Origin of the sequence: Roseateles sp. (genome assembly GCF_031397715.1) — a bacterium.
Lineage (GTDB): Bacteria > Pseudomonadota > Gammaproteobacteria > Burkholderiales > Burkholderiaceae_C > Paucibacter_A.
This window is the reverse complement of record NZ_JANNMI010000372.1, coordinates 1-16,211: the sequence shown is the minus strand read 5'-3', so window position 1 is coordinate 16,211 and position 16,211 is coordinate 1. Positions and strand designations below refer to the sequence as shown.

The following is a 16,211-nucleotide window of genomic DNA, read 5'->3' as shown; positions in this document are numbered from 1 at the left end:
ATGACTTGCCGTTGGCTGGGAGCGCTGGGCTGTGCCTGGGCCTGGGCCTGCAGAAAGAATGCTCGGCCTTCGGCTGATTTGCTTGCCCCGCACGATGCCGGGAGTTCGGCCCGGCAGGCGACCCACTTCTCTTGTCTCGCCAAGAGACGTGGGCAAGAGAAGGCGCTCAGCCGCTGGTAGGCGTCTGATCCTTCGGCAGCCGTCGCAAGCGATGCTTGCTCGGTGCGGCCTCAGACCCTGCCGCATCGCCCTGCGGGTCCGCTCAGTGCTCAAATTTGCCGGGCCGCGCCCAACTCGCTGCGCGCCCTAACGTGCGCTACGCTCAGACAAAGGGCGCGAAGTCAGTTTTTGAAGTCGCTGTGCGAAGCCCGGCAAATTCTCCGCTCCTCGCCCATGCAGAAGGGGAACGGCAAAGAACACGACTCGCTGCGCGTCGCCCCAATCGGTGCGCGCTGCGCGCATGCACCTCGCAAGTTGATGCCGTGCCGGTCAAATCTTGCCCATGCTCTTGGGACCTCGGCGTTTGCCGGAAATTAACGATTAAAGACTTGACCCTCGGCTTTTTTCTTGACCCTCGGCTTTTTTTAAAGACTTGACCCTCGGCTTTTTCCTTTGACGCAGAGCTTTGCCGCCGACAGCCCGGCCGACCGGGCGCGGGCGCAGGCCGCCAACGAGTTCATCACGGCGGCGGTGGCCGCTACCGGTGCGCTGCTGGCCGGCCTGGTCTTCAACGCCTGGGGGTGGCAGGCCATTCAATGGGCGCTGTTGCCGCTGCTGGGCGGCTTGGCTGTGTGCAGCTGGCGCGGGTCAAGGCCGGGCGCGGCGGCTAACTTGACCATGCCGCCTGCCCGCGTAAGCCCCGATTCGAATTGACGCGCGGCGCCGTGACAATGGCGGCTTGCAAGCGAAGGCATGACGTCAATCACAGCGAGGATCAATCAAGATGTCCGGTGGCAATTGGAAAGAGATGTTCAACGCGGGCTGCGAGGGCGACCTGGACTTGCTCAGGTACCACGTGCTTGCCGGGGTTGATGTTAACTACGCGCATCCAGAATTTTTGTCCACGCCGCTGGTGGCAGCGATTCTGGCCCGGCAAGAGCAGGCCGCGCTGTACTTGATCGAGCATGGCGCCAGCGTCGACCTCGGCTCGGAGTTCGACGGCGTCACGCCGGTGCAGGCGGCAAGGAAAGCGGGCCTTGTGCGCGTTGAAGACAAGCTCTGCGAGCTTGGCGCTCAGCGGCCGGCGGTGGAGCGCAGGCCTGCGTCTTGGCTGCGCAGGCTGTTTGAGCCGAGCGCTGCCTAATTTACAGCGTCTACGGTGAGCGGACCGTGGCAGGCAAGATCGTTGACGTGCGCAAACTCACAACCAGCCACCTGGCTGACTTGTGAGCGCTAGCGCTTCGGCCACGCCCCGCCTTCAGCAACAAACCACTCGAATGGCATGATGCATGCCTGATGGCCCTTTTATTTCTGCAACGCCTGACCGGCCAAGACCGCACTCCGCTTGCCAACCGCCAGCTCGGCGGCATGCTCGCGTTCGTCGCCGGGGCGATCAATGCCGGTGGTTTTTTGGCGGTGCAGCGCTACACCTCGCATATGACGGGCATCGTGTCCGCAATCGCCGACGACCTAGCGACCGGTGGCTTTGCCCTGGCCTTGGCCGGCTTTGCCGCGCTGGCGTCCTTCATCGCCGGTGCCGCTTGCACCGCCATCCTGATCAACTGGGCGCACCGCCGGCAGATGCAGAGCAAGTACGCGCTGGCTTTGCTGCTGGAAGCCGGCTTGCTGCTGCTGTTTGGCATGGTCGGCGCTAATCTGAAGTCGTTTGAGCACCTGCTGATCCCGACCGCCGTACTCTTGCTCTGCTTCATCATGGGCTTGCAAAACGCCACCGTGACCAAGATCTCCAACACCGAGATCCGCACCACCCATATGACCGGCGTGATCACCGACCTCGGGCTGGAGCTGGGCCGCCTGATCTACTGGAACCATGCGCAGCAGGGCAATCTCGTCCTCACCGTGCGCGCCAACCGCGACAAGCTCAAAATCCACCTGCTGATCCTGAGCCTGTTCTTCATCGGCGGGCTGGCCGGGGCCTTGGCGTTCAAGCATTTCGGCTTCTCGGCCACCATTCCTATCGCCTTGCTGCTGATCATCGTTGCCGCGCCGGCCCTGCTGCTCGACCTGCGTCGCGGCTGATCCCACAACATCTCTCGAAGAACAAAATGCCCGAATCTGCTGACCTCGCCCAATATCTGAAGCCCTTTGTCTACGAGACGCTGAACACGCGTGCCCTGCACTTCTCGATCAGCGAGATCCAGAGCCGCATGCAGACCCAGCGCCCGCACGCGCTGGATCTGGACTACACCCGTACCATGGCGGCCTTCATGCTGTTCAGCCCGGAGCCGGACATGTTGGCGATGATCGGTCTGGGCGGTGGGTCGATGGCCAAGTTCTGCCATCGCTTCCTGCCGGCCACACGCATCAAGGTGATCGAGATCAACCCGCATGTGATCGCGCTGCGCGAGCAGTTCTGCGTGCCGCCCGACGACGGGCGCTTCAAGGTGCGGCGCGGCGACGGCGCCGATTTCGTGCGCTTCCCGCCCTATCGCCTGGATGTGTTGCTGGTCGATGGCTTCGATTACGACGGCCAACCGCCCGCGCTCTGCTCACAGCGTTTTTATGACGACTGCCATGACGCGCTGCAGCCCAACGGCCTGGTGGTGATCAATCTGCACGCCGGCCATCGCGACTGTGCCGTGCATGTGGCGCGCATACGCCGTAGCTTCGGGTCAGACGTTCTGCTGGTCGCCGACGCCGATGGCAGCAACACCATCGTGTTTGCCTGCAAAGGCCGGCTGGCCGGCCGCTTCAAGCCGGCCAGCGCGCGCCGGCCCGAGCATTTAGACGCCGACACGCGGGCCGAGCTGATGCCGGCGTTTCAGGCGGTGGCGCGGGCGCTGGGGCAGGCCGAATCGGCCTGAGCTGCCAGCCCGCTTGAGCTCAGCGACCGGCGCTCTGCAGCCTGAGCTTGCGCTCCGGCGTGTAGTCCCACCAGGGCCGCGCCGCCTCGCCGGCCATGAAGCGGGTGACCGAGATGAACACATCGATCACGCAGGGATCATGGCGAACTCCGGTGAGGCGGCAAAGCGCCTCATACATGGCATACGGGCATTGGCCTACCAATTGCTCCGGCGCCAGCACGCCGAGCAGTTCCAGGTCGGCCGCGCCGGCCTTGCCGATATTGGGCAGGTCGGTCAGGCGGTGGACGCGGGCGCGCACCACTTTGCTCGGGTTCATCCGCTGTTCTCCTCAAAAAATCGCAGCAAAAAAGCGCCCGCCAAGGCCGAAATGCCGACGATCTTGTGCGTCGCCTGGCGATAGAACTTGAAGTTCAACTCGGTCTCGGGCCGCCCGTCCTGCCAGTCAGTGAACTGTTTTAACTCGCTGCGCCCGAGGCGTCGCAGGGCGAATGCGCGGGGCTGGACCGTGATGCTGACGCGCGGCGTCTGGCGGCCCAGGCACGGCATTCTTGGGCAGGCGACGGCCGCGCTGACGATGCCATGGGCAACCAGACCGGTGCCGCAGCTCGGCTCGCTGGCAAACACGAAGATGCGGTCACCCGCGGCGATGTGTTTGCCGCCGTACATGGTCTTTTGCTCGTTGAATTTGAGCAGCGGCGCGGCCAGGTCGTGCAGCTCGGTCTTGATTGCATAGAACACCGGCTCGCTCCTCGGCTTCAAGCGCTGACCATTGCCAGCAGGATGTGGCGGATTTTCAAGCTGAGTTCGGGCGACGCGCAAATGGCCTGCTCGGTGATGCAAGAGCCGCCCAGCAAGGGCAGGCGCTGCGACGCGTCTTGAAGAAGCAGCCGGGCGGACATGGTGCGCAAAATTTCGGCCAAGGCTGCGTGCGCAATTTGCGCCCGCGCCGAGGTATTGATGATGGCGACCGGCTTTGCCACAAAGCCCTCGAAGCTGACCAGCCAGTCCAGCGCATTCTTAAGCGGGCCGGAAATGCCGTGTGCGTACTCGGGGCTGGCGATCAGCAGCGCGTCGGCCTGCGCCACCGCGGCACGAAACGCCATCACGCTAGTCGGTGGATCACCCTCAAGGTCGGGGTTGAACAGCGGCAGCCCACCCAGGCCAGCGAACACAAGGACGTTCAACGGCGGCGGGGCTAGGCGCGTTGCCGTGCGGCAGAAAGCAGAATTGATCGAGTCGGCGCGCAGGCTGCCGGAGATGGCAAGGATGTTCATGAGGCCGATCAGATCGTGAAACTGGCCATTCTGCCAGCGACCCATCCCATAACGAATAATCTCAGCGGGCAAAATCAGTGTTCATCCCCTTCATCCAGGCCAAATTTTCTCAAGCCCGCGGAAATACTTTTAGCCAGGATGAAGGGGATGCATGGGATGAAGAGAAGAGGCTCCAATCTGAAGCTCGACCGAACAGCCGTCTTGGGCCTGCGCGCCTGGTCCGGTGCCGGAGAAGGGTTTGACTTTCATGCAGTCAACTTCAGAAGTTGCGGCGGGCTAAGCCGCGCTGACTGACTCAAAGCAGCGGCTCTTGAACGGCGGCAAGGTGTGGAGCGCTGCGCCATACAGATGAAGGTGAAACGTGGCCCGCTCGCCGAGGACGGCGGTGGCATGTATCTGCTCAGCCGAAAACAGCAGCAATTGCCCCGCCCCAATGTTGACCGAAGCGGCCGCGACCACTTGCCGGGATCTCACATCCAGGCGCTCGAACCTGGTGTTGATCTCGCAACCCCGGATGCCCACAATCACGGCCCAGGTTTTGTGCTCATGCGGCGGACTTGTCACGCCCGAGCCGTCCGAAACAAGGTAGGTCGACGGGCCGCCCATTGGGCTGACGGCCAGATGGTGCAAGAACTCCTGCCCCGGCCCGGCCTCCGGCAAATCAAGTTGATTGAAATCGAGCTTGCGGCAAAGCCGCAGCAAGTCCTCGCCAAGGTCGCGCAAGTCCGCCGGGCCCGGCTCGAACACTGGGCCAAAACGCAGCTCAATTTGCGCAACAAACGCTTTCAGTGCGGTTTCAATCATCAGTGAACTCAGTGACTACTTTGCGGCCAATCTAGGCACTCACCAATCTCAGCGGGCCAGCAACCTACCCAGCCAAGCCGCCGCCACATAAATCAACAGTGTGTGCAACAGCGCCAGCAGCGCATAGGCCCAGGGGCTGGGGCCGACGATCCACTCGCCCTGGCTCAGGCCGATTTTGCGCAGCAGCGGCGTCCATAGCGTCACCAGCAAGATGCCGGGCGCGCCGAGCACCAGCAGGCTGCGCTCCAACCACATCGGCAGGCCCGCATTGATGGCCATGAAGATCACCGGCAGCAGGGCGAAGTAGGCGGCGCTGAGCGCCGTTACCCCCCAAGGCAACCAAGCCATCAAACGGCGCCTTTCACGGTTGAATCACGGCGGCATCAGGGGTTGACTGGGCAGGCAGGTTTTTTACAGGCCAGCTTTTGCAGGGCGCGGGCGTCCAGCAGATTGACCACGCCGTCCTTGTTCAGGTCGCGCCGGTCGCCGGGAATCAGTGCTGCGGTGTTGCGGAATTGGGTCATCAGCGCATTGTCCAGCGCATCGACCGAGTCGTCGCCGTTCAGGTCGCCGCTGATCTTGGGATAGAACTGCCAGCGCGAGATCGCCGCCGACTGCCCCACCGTCGATTTGCGCTCCGCCGCGCCGCCGCCCACCACCAACAGGGACACCACTTGGTAGGGGCCCTCCGACTTCAGCAAGGCCTCCGTGGCCAGATTGCTGAGCACATTGTTGACCCCGGCCGTGAGCTGGCGCGAAGCGTTGATCAGGCCCAGATCTTCGCCCCCGGCGCCAAATACCTTGTAGGAAATTTGGTAGAAGCCGGAGACGGTGACCTTGACCGGGATGCTGATGTCCAGCGAGCCGATGAAGCCCGCCTTGAGCACCGGCGTCACGCTCAAGGAGCCCGGGAACTCGATCGGCTGGGCGCATAGATTGCTCAACGGCACGGTGAAGCTGCCGGCATCATTGCGCCTGAAGGCCTGGGTGAACTCGTCGCCGCCGACGTCAAGCACCGTGATGGCGCTGACCTGATAGGGCCCATCCACGCCGATCTTGTCCTTGATGTCGCGGGCGCTGAAGACCGCCTGGGTCGCCGCGGCGCCGGCGCTGCTGCTGAAGGCGGCGCGGCTGTCAATGGTCTTGCCATTCGAGCCGGCCAACTGGATCAGCGAAGCAAACGGGCGGTCTTGCTGGGCACTGAAGCTGACCGCCACCTGCAGGCCGTTGACGCAAGCGCCGCTGCCCAGCAGATTGCTCAGCGTGACATTGGCATTGGTCAGCGAAGGTTCGATCACGTTGACGCGCAAGCTGGCCGCGCGTTGCACCGGGCCTTGCGCGGTCGGCAGCGTCGCCGTGCCGCGGATGTCATAGGCGCCGGCCTGGCTGAACAGATGATCGATGCTGTAAAGCCCGTCATTGGCCAGCCCGTCGGGGCCGCTGCCATTGTCCAGCGCCGGCACCGCTGTCGCCAGTGGCTGCTGATTCACAGGTGTGACCGAGATCTGCGGCGCCAGGCCCAGCTTGGGCTGGCCGTTGTCGGTCAACAGCATGCCGATGGACACGTCCTCACCGACCAGCAAGGTGGTGCGCTCGATCGCAATGCCGGCCTGCAAACGTGACACCGCGCGCAGTGTGGCGATGACGACAGTGGAGTAGTTGGGCGCCGGGAAGTCCAGCACCAGCTTCCACTGCCCATTCGCCGGCGCAGCCAGTGCGCCGATCTCGAACACGCCGCCCGGCGCCGGCTGCGGCAGGGCCGAGCCGGGGTGGAAGCGCACGCCGGCGCCGCCCGAGGCGGCCGCGATGCTGCCGTCCGGCGCCACCAGGCTGAGGCTGGCGCCGTCCACCGGCACGATCACGTCCAGCGCCAGCGAGCTGGCTTCGCCCAGCACAAAGGGCAGCTCCAGCCGGCTCATGCCGGGCACGATCTTGCCCGTCAGGCTTTGCGGCGTGTTCATCGCCACCTGGGGAACCGGCGAGGTTTGCGCGCCCGCCGGCGCGCTGATGAGGTTGAGAGTGGCTGCCGATGCCAGCAGGCTGAATCCGGCCAGGCGACGCAGGCGCACCGCCGCGGGGGATGAGGTGAATGAGCGGGTCGTCATGCTAGTCCTTGATAGGGATGCTGCGGTCCAGCAGCCGGTTCACATTGGCCGCGCTCTTGACCGAGCTGTGGTTGGCGGTGACATTGCCCATCGGTGTGCCGAAACCCGGGTTGGCCGAGTTCAGCGTCACCACGATGTCATTGGCTTGCGGCGTCGGCGCCAGGCGGGTGGTGTAGGTCAGCACGGTGCGGGTGCCCCAGAACCGGCCGGGCACGGTCGAGAACGACATGGTCGCGGACCCGAAGTCACGCAGCACCAGCCAGGCACGCCGTGCGGCGTAGGCTGCGACTCCCGGGAACAGCGGTGCGGCCTCGGCCGCCGAGAGGTCGTTGTCACCATTGGCGTCGGCGTCGGCGCCGACGGTGAAGGTGTTGGCGATATTGCCCTTGGGCGTGCCGCTATAGGTGGCCAGATCACGCAGGCCAGGCAACTGCGGCCCTTGGCCGAAGGTCCAGGTATCGAGATAAGTCTGCGCAAAACCGTTCGGGTCGGCGCCGGCCGCCACCAGATCGTCGTACTCGGATTTCTGGATCAGCGACAAATCGGCGGCCACGCTGCCCCGGTGCGGGGTCGACAGCGTGGCCAGGCTGAGCAGCTTGAACTTGGGCGCCAGCGCTTGCAGGCCCTGCGTGTCGAGGCCGCCCTTGCTGTGGGCGATCACATGTACGCGGTCGGATTTCTGCTCGGCCAGCCAAGTGTCCAGATTGCCGCGCTGCTCGCGCGCATTGGCCGCTACCGTGCCGTTGCCGCCCTGCCCGGCACCGAGGGAAAAGCGTGTGTGCAGCACGCCGCGCTCGTTCAAGGCGGTGATCACACCGGGCGCGCCGTCCTCATCCCAGGTGGTTTCGCTGGCGGAAATGCCATGCGCCAGCACATAGGGTGCGGCGGCCTCGAACTCGGCCGACAACCAGTCCACCGACATGCACCAATACTCGCCGCTGCCGACGTTGGCGGTGTCGATATCGATCTGCAGCGTGTTGTCCTTGCCGAAGCGCAACTCCTCGATGGGCACGACCAGCGAGTCATCGGTCCAGGTGTTGTTGAATCCGGCCAGCGTGCGCTTGAAGTTGCCGTTGAAGCTCAGCCGGTCGATCTCCGGCGCGATGCCGTTGACGACCGCCTTGTCGTCGATGTCATAGACCGGGAAGCGCAGCACCGCTTGGGCGGACAAGATGCCCTTGCGCACCAAGCCAGAGGGGTCCTTCAATGAACCGTCGGCGTTCAGCTGGGTCTCGTTGACCACCTGCGGAATCGGCAGCTTGATGACCAGCGGGCCGCCGCCCCGGTAGGTGCAGCCGGTGTCCAGGCCTCGGCCGCTGTTGATGACGTAAACACCCAGCTTTTGCTCGGGCGGCGCGAACGGCGACGAGGTCTGCGCCCACAAGGGTGAGCAGAGCATGTGAGCGGCAATCAAGATTGCCGTTCGGCTTGGAAAGTTTGAAAAGCGAGTTTGCATACGTTCCCCTGCAATGGTCGGAGCTGAGAGGCTCAGAGACCTAAAAAATGCTCAGTCAAATTTCGGCGCGTCAAGCAGTTGGCTGTCGCCCGCCGGCTTGGCCTGGCCGCGCACGCGCTTGTTCACGATCTCGCTGCTCAACGGCGCGCTGGTGGTGAACCAGGCCTCGTGACCGTCGGCGCCGCGCACCTTCAGCCGCTGGCCGCGCACCTCCACGACCAAGCCATCAACGGCACCGGCCTGGGTGTCGACTTTGGAACCGGCGGCCTGGACGGCCGCTTTCGGCGCGGCCGGCGCGTCGGCGGCAAAGGCCAGCGGCGATAACACCAGCATGGCGGTGCTGGCGGCGATGGCGCCACGCCGCCGGCCTAGGCAGGCGAGCAAGGCCAAGCCGGCTAGGCCCAAGCTGGACGGCTCGGGCACGACGCCGTTATTCGGGCCAATGCTGACCGTCAGGGCGGTGTTCCGGAAGCTGACGGCCAGCGCATCGCTGCCGGAATCAGCAAACAGCAGGCCCGGGTCGCCGAGGTCAAGGCTGAACTGCGCCGCCGGGCTGTCGGCCAGGGCGAGGAAACGCAAGGTCAGGAAGACGAAGGCGTCGGCCTGGTCGCTGTCCAGCAAGGCGCCGGAATTACCCGACAAGCCGAAGGCGCTGACCGCGCCGCCGCCTGCGACCAGGCTGGCATCGCCGTTGAAACCGAAGCCGCCGACCTCGGGCAAATCCAGCGGGTTCAGCCCGCTGCCGGCGTCGACAAAGCCGTGGCCCGACAGCTGCACCGCGCCGGCGTCAAAGCCCAGCTTCAGATCAAAGCCGGCCAACGAGTCGGCGACGGCGCCCGTCAGGCCATCAATCCTCAAGCTCAGCGTGAAACTCTCGCCCACCGCCACCGAACTGGCGCTTGACGACAAGCTGACCACGCCGGCCATCGCGCTGCCGGGCATCAGCAACGCCGGGCCCGCGCCAAACACCAAGCCACCCAAAATCGCGGCAGTGCGACGAATTCGACCAAATTGCTTCATCAGATAGTCCTTAGCACAGGGTTCGACATCAAGCCCTGCATAACCCCTTGCCGGGATGGCATGGCCTATCAGCTGGTCCCCAGTGTAGGTAGACAACTGCGCGCAGAAATAGTGGTCTTCATGTGCCACCGAATGGGGGTTCGGCCCGTTTGGATTTAGGGTTATTACCAGTGCAGCAGGTCTGTGTCTGGCCCTGAGTGTCAATCTGACCTGCCCGGGCTCTGCTCTTCAGAGGTCGGCGCCCGCAAGCGCTGGCTCGCCCAGCGCCAGCTCAACGCAAAAGCCCCGTTCGGCCTGCACCAGCCTGACCGCGCCGCCATGGGCGCTGGCCACCCGTTCCGCCAAGATCAGGCCGAGGCCAGTATTGGCGTCAAAGTTGCGCGCGTCGAGCGCGGCCTGCAGCTCGGCCAAGCGTTGGGGCGCCAAGCCGGGGCCGTCGTCATGCAGGCGCAGCACGCCCGCTGCGGGCACATCCACCGTGACCGCTGTGGCGCCGTAACGGCGCGCGTTGTCGAGCAAATTGAGCAAGGCGGCACCCAGCAGGTCGGGGTCGGCGTTGAGCGTGGCGGCCCCGACCACGCGCACCGTCAACCCCTGGATGGGCAGCCGCGCCAGCAGTTCAGCCAGATCAAGTGGGCGGCGCTGTAGCCCGGTGTTGCTGCGAAACAGGCCCAGCAGGGCCGCGACCACATGCTGCAGGCGCTGGGCCGCCTCGCGCGCGCGCGCCAGACGCGGCCGCAAGGCCTGGGGCGCTTCAAGCAAGGCTACCGCCAATTGCGCATCGATGCCGGCCAGCGGCGTGCGCAAGGCATGCGAGGCATGGCCGGCAAAGGCGCGCTCATTGGCGATACGCTCGGCGAGCCGCTGACTCAGCTCATCGATGGCCGCATGCACGGGCTGCAGCTCCTCACGCTCGGCCGGGCCGAGGCTTGAGCGAGCATCGGTCGGCTCAAAGGCGGCCAGCCGCTCCGACAAGGTTTGCAGCGGCGCCAGCTCGTGGCGAATCTTGAAACGCACCCAGAGCTGGCCCATCAAGCCGACGGCCAAGGCCGCCAGCACGGCGCTGAGCGTGATCTCGGCCTGCGCTTCCAGACGATCGGCGCGCGTTTGTGCGACGTAGAGCATGCGCCCGTCTTGCCCCAAGGCAAGGCCATAGAGACGCCAATTCGGCGCGTCGCTGAAGCCGGCGCCGGGCGTGGTGCGCAAGGCCGCCGCAGGCGCTGCGTTCGAGCGCAAGATGACCTGACCGTCGGCATTCAAGACTTGCCAGGCAAAACGCTCGGCGCCACCTGCCGCCGGCATCTTGGCACTGCGGCTTTCCACTAGGCCCTGGCCCTCGTGCAGCAGCAAACCGCCAATCAGTTCGGCCGACGCGCGCAAGGTATCGTCAAGCAACTCGTCGGCCTCGTGGCGTGCCGCCAACCAGACCGCCGAAGCGACGAAGAAACCGGACAACAAGAACCAAACCACCAGCGAGCGGGCAAGGCGCCGGCGTATGGAAGGCAAGTTCATTTCAGCGCCTCCAGACGGTAGCCGATGCCGCGCACGGTCTCGATCACGCCGCGGCCCAGCTTGCGGCGCAATGCCGAGACATGGACCTCCAACGCATTGCTGGCCAGCTCGGCCTCAAAACCCAGCACCAGTTTTTCAAGTTCGGACTTGGCGACGATGCGGCCGGCGCGCAACAGCAGCGCCTCCAGCACCGCCCATTCGCGGCCGGTCAACTCGACCCGCTGGCCGTCCAGATAGGCGGCGCGCTCGGCCAGATCAATCTCGACCCGGCCCTCACAGCTGGCGATGCGGCGGCGTGACTCGGCCCCGCCGCCGCCGCTGCGCCGCCCGACCGCCCGCAGCCGCGCGGCCAGCTCCTCGGGCGCAAAGGGCTTGACCAAATAATCATCGGCGCCGGCGTCGAGGCCCTCGATGCGAGAGTTTAGGCCGTCGCGGGCGGTCAGCATCAGGGCGGGCACGCTGTCACCGCGTCGGCGTGCGCCGGCCAGCCAGTCCAGCCCGGAGCCATCGGGCAGCTGCCAGTCAAGCAAATAGGCATCGAAGGGCTCGCTCCGCAACGCTTCGGTTTGCTTCAGGTTGCGGCACCAGTCGACCACATGGCCTTGGCTGCGCAGATAGTCGCGCAGGCCCTCGCCGAGGATGTCGTCGTCTTCAAGCAGCAGCAGTCGCATCGTTCCTCCTGTCCAGGCGGTGGATTGTCGCCGCCAGAAAGGGGCCGGCCAAGACCAAACAGCGGCGCCGCGCTGCACCCTTCAGGTGCGCTTCAGGTGCGCAGGGTTCAATCTGCCGATGAACATCTCCAACTCATCGAAGCCAGTTACGCCCCCCACAGCGCCGGCCAGCGAGCGCAGCACCAGGCTGACCATTCCTGCCACGGTGGAACAGCTGCTGCTTGCCGTCAGCTTGTTCTGGGCGGTGGCCGCCAACCGCTACTTTTTTATCGCGGCCTTGAAAGGCCGTAGTTTCGATGACCCCAGCGCCTGGGGTTTTGCCGCGGCCATGGTGGTGCTGGTTCTCGCTTTGCATGTCTTTTTGCTGGCGCTGGTCGCGAATCGCTGGACCGTCAAGCCGCTGTTGGCGGTCTTGATCATCGCGACCGCCTTCGCCAGCTGGTTCATGCAGGCCTACGGCGTCTACCTCGACCCAACGATGGTGCGCAATGCCTTGCGCACCGACACGGCGGAGGCGGGCGAACTGATCTCGGCGGCGCTGCTTTTGCATGTGTTGATCTACGCCGGCTTGCCGCTGGCTTTGCTGTGGCGGGTACGCATCGTCAAGCGGCCCTGGCGGCGCGCGGCACTGGTGCGCATGGGGCTGCTGGCCGTCGCTGTGCTGGCCATGGTGGCCAGCGTGATGGCGGTGTTCCAACCCTTCTCGTCCCTGATGCGCAATCACAAGGAGATCCGTTACCTGATCACACCGGCCAACTATGTGTGGTCGCTGGGCAGCACCTTGGCGGCCGAAGCGCACGGGGCGACCAAGCCCCGCCAAGCGGTGGGGCTGGACGCCAAAGCGGGCACGCGCTGGGCTGCGCACAGCAAGCCCATGGTGGTGGTGTTCGTCATCGGCGAGACGGCCCGCGCCGCCAACTGGGGCTTGAACGGCTATACCCGCCAGACCACGCCGCAGCTGGCGCAAATCGCGGCTTTGCCCGGCAGCAGTTTGATCAGCTTTGGTGATGTGCGTGCCTGCGGCACCAATACCGAGACCTCGCTGCCCTGCATGTTCTCGGCAATTGGGCGGCGCGACTATGACGAGGCCCGCATTCGCGGCACCGATTCACTGCTGCATGTGCTGGCACGGGCCGGCGTCGGGGTGCAGTGGCGCGACAACCAGTCCGGCTGCAAAGGCGTCTGCGAGGGCTTGCCGAACGACGCGGTGTCCAGGCTCAATGCGCCCGGCCTGTGTGAAGGCGACCGCTGCTTGGACGAGGGGCTGGTTGCCGATTTGGACACCCGTTTGAACGCCTTGATCGCTCGCTCCTCTGTCCCGCCGGCCGGAGTCTTGGTGCCCCAGCTCTGGCTGATGCACCAGCTCGGCAACCATGGCCCGTCCTACTTCCGCCGCTACCCGCCGGCCTTCAAGCGCTTTGTGCCGGCCTGCGAGCAAGACGATTTGCGCCTGTGCAGCAAGGAAGAAATCACCAATGCCTATGACAACGCCTTGCTCTACACCGACCATGTGTTGGCCAGTTTGATCGCCAAGCTGAAGGCCCGCGCGAACGAGGTGGATGCGGCCGTCATTTACGTCTCCGACCACGGCGAATCGCTGGGTGAAAACGGTTTGTTCCTGCACGGCATCCCCTACGCGATCGCCCCCGATGTGCAGACCCGGGTGCCAATGCTGATGTGGGCCAGCAGCGGCTTTGCCGCTGCCGCCGGGGTCGACTGGGACTGCCTGCGCCAGCGCGCCGTGCCCACAGCGCCGCCTGTCATGCACGACCATTTATTCCACACGGTGATGGGCCTGCTCGATGTGCGCAGCGAACTGTTGGAACCAAGCCTGGACCTGAGCGCGCAATGCCGCTTGCCCGCTAAGGCGCCGTCCGCCAAATGATGGCGGCCGGAAAACAAGCCGGGCAGCGCGACCTTGCCATCACTATCGTTGCGCTGTTGTTCTTGATCGCCTGGGATTTCAGCGGCCTGGACCTGCCGCTGGCGCGCTTGTTCGGGTCAGCCGATGGCTTCCGCTGGCGCGAGGCTTGGCTGACCAGCCGCCTGCTGCACGAGGGCGGACGCAGCTTGGCGTGGCTGCTGCTGGGCTGGCAGCTGCTGCACGCCTTGGCTATGAAACCCACTGAGCTGACGCCACCTAAGCAGGAGCGCCGCTATTGGCTGGGCGTGGCGGTCGCCAGCATCTTGTTTGTGCCGGCGCTCAAACGCGTCACCATGAGCAGCTGCCCCTGGGAGTTGAGCGAGTTTGGCGGCGTAGCCACCTATGTGCCGCATTGGTTGCTGGGCGTTTATGACGGCGGCCCGGGGCATTGCTTCCCGTCCGGCCACGCCATCGCCGCATTTGGCTTCTTCGGCCTGTATTTTCTGTGGCGTCCGTATCGGCCGGCGCTGGCGCGGGGCTTGTTGTGCCTGTTGCTAGGCACGGCGGCCTTGTTCGGCTGGGCCCAGATGGCGCGCGGTGCGCACTATCTCAGCCACATTCTGTGGTCGGGCTGGATCTGTTGGGCACTCTGTGTGCTGGCTGAGCAGATCAGGCGCTGGCGCTCCCGCGCCATCCACTCAGGTCAAGTGGCCAAGTAAGGGCTTGAATCGGTGGCCGCGTGGCTTCCGATTCAAGCTCGCCCGCCTTTTCTTGTGTTTACTTAGCAGCCGCGGCGCGCTTGGCGGCAGCTGCGGCCATGGCGGCGCTGCGGGTTTCGCCGGCGGCCTTCATCTTGGCGTCGAACTCGGCCTTGGTCGCGGCGGTGGCCTCGACCCGGGCGTTGCGACGGGCCACCGCGGGGTCCTTGCCGGCAGCCTTGGCTTCAGCACCGGCCTTGTCCTGCGCCGCCTTGATGGTCGCGGCGCGCTCGGCGCGCAATGGGCGCGTGGTGTTGTTGAACTCGGTGCGTGCGGCACGCTGCTCGGCGCGCATGATTATGACGGGGTCGGTGCTCGCGGCGGCTGCCTTGGCCGGCGCTGTCGCGGCGGGCATGGCCGTCGCGGCGGTAATTTGGGCCTGGGCAACACCGCCCAACAAAGACAAGATAACGGCAACAGCTGAGATGGACTTTTTCATAACCACACCTTCAAAAATTGAATAAAAATGCACTGAGAAACTCAGGTGCAGAGATAGGTTTAACTGCGCATCGGCCGAACGCCGCGGCGAACCACCGTCGGCTGAAGCCCAATCAAGCCCTTCAAACCCACCTTGATATTAAGGGCCTTTGTGCGATATGCCGCAATCCCGGCGTCCAAAACCGACCCTACCCGTCCGCGACTGTTTCTTTTTACGTGAAAGAACGTCTGTCGAAGACGCACACCAGCAGAGCGCCGGGCGAGTCAACTTAGATACCGTGCCGGCGCGTCGTCAGTTCAACTCAGCTGGGCTGTATGGCTGCAGCTGGTGAGCCGCGGCCAACTGCTCGGCCGCGGCAGGTTGGCAACGCGGGCGTGCTTGTCGCCATGCACAGCGACCGTGTGGCTTGGCGCCGCTAGCTGAGCACCCGGCTTGGGCGCAAGCGCCAGTGCCTCGCCGGTCAGGAAAAAGCTGCCGCGCAGGCATTGCTGCGCCAGCGCCTGCAAGGCCGGCTCGGTATCGCCGGAGCCGGCCGACGCGGCGCCGCGCGCAGGTGATGGCGGCGGCACGTGCGGTAAAACTCAGCGCCTCGGTCAGCGCCTGCTCGGACAGCGCTGCCAAGTCCGGCGGATTCAAGACACCGCGCTCGGCCAGTGCGGTCAGCAGGGCGGGCTGAGAAACGGCACCGCCATCGGCGGCATGGCGATATGGACCCTACGCGTTCAAGCCCAGGCGCCGTCGCCGTCGCCGCGGCTCCTAGGTCTTCATCGCGGACCTTGAGAATATGGGTTGCGCGTCAGCAACCATTGAAGGGTCTCGTGCCAGCGCGCCAGATCGGGCTCGACTTTGAGGCGGATACGGGGCTTAGGCGAGCACGCTGCGCTTTTGTTCGCGCTCGACCAAGGCCCGCTGGGTGCCGACAACCACATTCAGCGAAGAGCCACCTTTACGCGCATCAAGCAACATGCCGGTCGGCTTCGGCACCAGCCGCGAACACATCCATCAAGGCGTCACCATTGGCGACGATCATCTGCCTCTACCTGTTTTTACGCTGTCATTGTGCCGCTGTCGAGTTGCTGTCGCGCGAATCGGAGGGCGCATGCAGGCTTGCTCGTGCCGACAAAGGAAACTGGGACTACGGTGACCGACAAACTATCTTGCTATCAGCAGGACCGACGCTTGGGGCGAGGAGTTTGCCCCCATTGGCCATCATAAAAAAAACAGCCCAACCACCTTGCGGTGATGGGCTGATGTTTTCTTTACTGTTGGTTGCGGGGGCAGGATTTGAACCTACGACCTTTGGGTTATGAGCCCAACGAGCTAC

The 16,211-nt window shown here is 64.8% G+C and carries 18 protein-coding genes; 6 read left to right on the top strand and 12 right to left on the bottom strand.

Annotated features, from left to right (window positions below):
- Positions 1-612 precede the first annotated feature (612 nt).
- The 4 genes from RMO57_RS16220 (at position 613) to RMO57_RS16205 (ending at position 2,984) form a co-directional block, all read left to right on the top strand.
- Positions 613-873, top strand: a complete 261-nt coding sequence (locus RMO57_RS16220; RefSeq protein ID WP_310388355.1) for a hypothetical protein — start codon at positions 613-615, stop codon at positions 871-873.
- A 70-nt stretch (positions 874-943) separates the two neighbouring features.
- The gene (locus RMO57_RS16215) at positions 944-1,303 is read left to right on the top strand and encodes an ankyrin repeat domain-containing protein (protein WP_310388353.1); all 360 of its coding nucleotides are present in this window, start codon (positions 944-946) and stop codon (positions 1,301-1,303) included.
- 152 nt (positions 1,304-1,455) lie between these two features.
- A complete protein-coding gene (locus tag RMO57_RS16210; protein WP_310388351.1) occupies positions 1,456-2,199 on the top strand; it encodes a YoaK family protein in 744 nt (247 codons plus the stop codon).
- Between the two features lie 26 nt (positions 2,200-2,225).
- Entirely contained in the window at positions 2,226-2,984 is a 759-nt protein-coding gene (locus tag RMO57_RS16205; protein WP_310388349.1) for a transferase, read from the top strand.
- A 19-nt stretch (positions 2,985-3,003) separates the two neighbouring features.
- Here RMO57_RS16205 and RMO57_RS16200 read toward each other — a convergent pair whose 3' ends face one another.
- From RMO57_RS16200 to RMO57_RS16155, 10 genes are all read right to left on the bottom strand, one after another.
- Positions 3,004-3,300: a helix-hairpin-helix domain-containing protein gene (locus RMO57_RS16200; RefSeq protein ID WP_310388347.1), complete on the bottom strand. Its 297-nt coding sequence runs from the start codon at positions 3,298-3,300 to the stop codon at positions 3,004-3,006.
- The gene (locus RMO57_RS16195) at positions 3,297-3,722 is read right to left on the bottom strand and encodes a hypothetical protein (RefSeq protein WP_310388345.1); all 426 of its coding nucleotides are present in this window, start codon (positions 3,720-3,722) and stop codon (positions 3,297-3,299) included. Before RMO57_RS16195 ends, RMO57_RS16200 begins: the two co-directional genes overlap by 4 nt.
- Before the next feature lie 17 nt (positions 3,723-3,739).
- Positions 3,740-4,258, bottom strand: coding sequence for an NADPH-dependent FMN reductase (locus RMO57_RS16190; protein ID WP_310388343.1), 519 nt, complete (start codon positions 4,256-4,258; stop codon positions 3,740-3,742).
- A gap of 276 nt (positions 4,259-4,534) precedes the next feature.
- Entirely contained in the window at positions 4,535-5,062 is a 528-nt protein-coding gene (locus RMO57_RS16185) for a hypothetical protein (RefSeq protein WP_310388341.1), read from the bottom strand.
- A 48-nt stretch (positions 5,063-5,110) separates the two neighbouring features.
- Positions 5,111-5,410, bottom strand: coding sequence for a hypothetical protein (locus RMO57_RS16180; RefSeq protein ID WP_310388339.1), 300 nt, complete (start codon positions 5,408-5,410; stop codon positions 5,111-5,113).
- A gap of 35 nt (positions 5,411-5,445) precedes the next feature.
- The gene (locus RMO57_RS16175; RefSeq protein ID WP_310388338.1) at positions 5,446-7,167 is read right to left on the bottom strand and encodes a choice-of-anchor X domain-containing protein; all 1,722 of its coding nucleotides are present in this window, start codon (positions 7,165-7,167) and stop codon (positions 5,446-5,448) included.
- 1 nt (position 7,168) lies between these two features.
- Positions 7,169-8,566, bottom strand: a complete 1,398-nt coding sequence (locus RMO57_RS16170; protein WP_310388336.1) for a hypothetical protein — start codon at positions 8,564-8,566, stop codon at positions 7,169-7,171.
- 108 nt (positions 8,567-8,674) lie between these two features.
- Complete coding sequence (locus RMO57_RS16165) at positions 8,675-9,643, bottom strand: PEP-CTERM sorting domain-containing protein (protein ID WP_310388334.1); 969 nt, start codon at positions 9,641-9,643, stop codon at positions 8,675-8,677.
- 228 nt (positions 9,644-9,871) lie between these two features.
- Positions 9,872-11,155, bottom strand: a complete 1,284-nt coding sequence (locus tag RMO57_RS16160; RefSeq protein ID WP_310388332.1) for an ATP-binding protein — start codon at positions 11,153-11,155, stop codon at positions 9,872-9,874.
- Positions 11,152-11,826 (bottom strand): response regulator transcription factor, encoded by a 675-nt coding sequence (locus RMO57_RS16155; RefSeq protein ID WP_310388331.1) that lies wholly within the window; start codon positions 11,824-11,826, stop codon positions 11,152-11,154. The genes RMO57_RS16160 and RMO57_RS16155 overlap by 4 nt, the downstream gene beginning before the upstream one ends.
- 118 nt (positions 11,827-11,944) lie before the next feature.
- Here RMO57_RS16155 and RMO57_RS16150 point away from each other — a divergent pair, with 118 nt between their 5' ends.
- Together RMO57_RS16150 and RMO57_RS16145 are read left to right on the top strand one after the other, a co-directional pair.
- Complete coding sequence (locus RMO57_RS16150) at positions 11,945-13,711, top strand: phosphoethanolamine--lipid A transferase (RefSeq protein WP_310388328.1); 1,767 nt, start codon at positions 11,945-11,947, stop codon at positions 13,709-13,711.
- Positions 13,708-14,409 (top strand): phosphatase PAP2 family protein, encoded by a 702-nt coding sequence (locus RMO57_RS16145; RefSeq protein WP_310388326.1) that lies wholly within the window; start codon positions 13,708-13,710, stop codon positions 14,407-14,409. The genes RMO57_RS16150 and RMO57_RS16145 overlap by 4 nt, the downstream gene beginning before the upstream one ends.
- A 58-nt stretch (positions 14,410-14,467) precedes the next feature.
- On the opposite strand, the gene RMO57_RS16140 is transcribed toward RMO57_RS16145, so the two are convergent.
- Both RMO57_RS16140 and RMO57_RS16135 read right to left on the bottom strand, forming a co-directional pair.
- Complete coding sequence (locus RMO57_RS16140) at positions 14,468-14,887, bottom strand: hypothetical protein (protein ID WP_310388325.1); 420 nt, start codon at positions 14,885-14,887, stop codon at positions 14,468-14,470.
- Positions 14,888-15,183: 296 nt separating this feature from the next.
- Positions 15,184-15,456 carry a hypothetical protein gene (locus RMO57_RS16135; protein ID WP_310388323.1) on the bottom strand — a complete coding sequence of 91 codons (273 nt, stop codon included), beginning with the start codon at positions 15,454-15,456 and terminating at the stop codon, positions 15,184-15,186.
- Between the last annotated feature and the right edge of the window lie 755 nt (positions 15,457-16,211).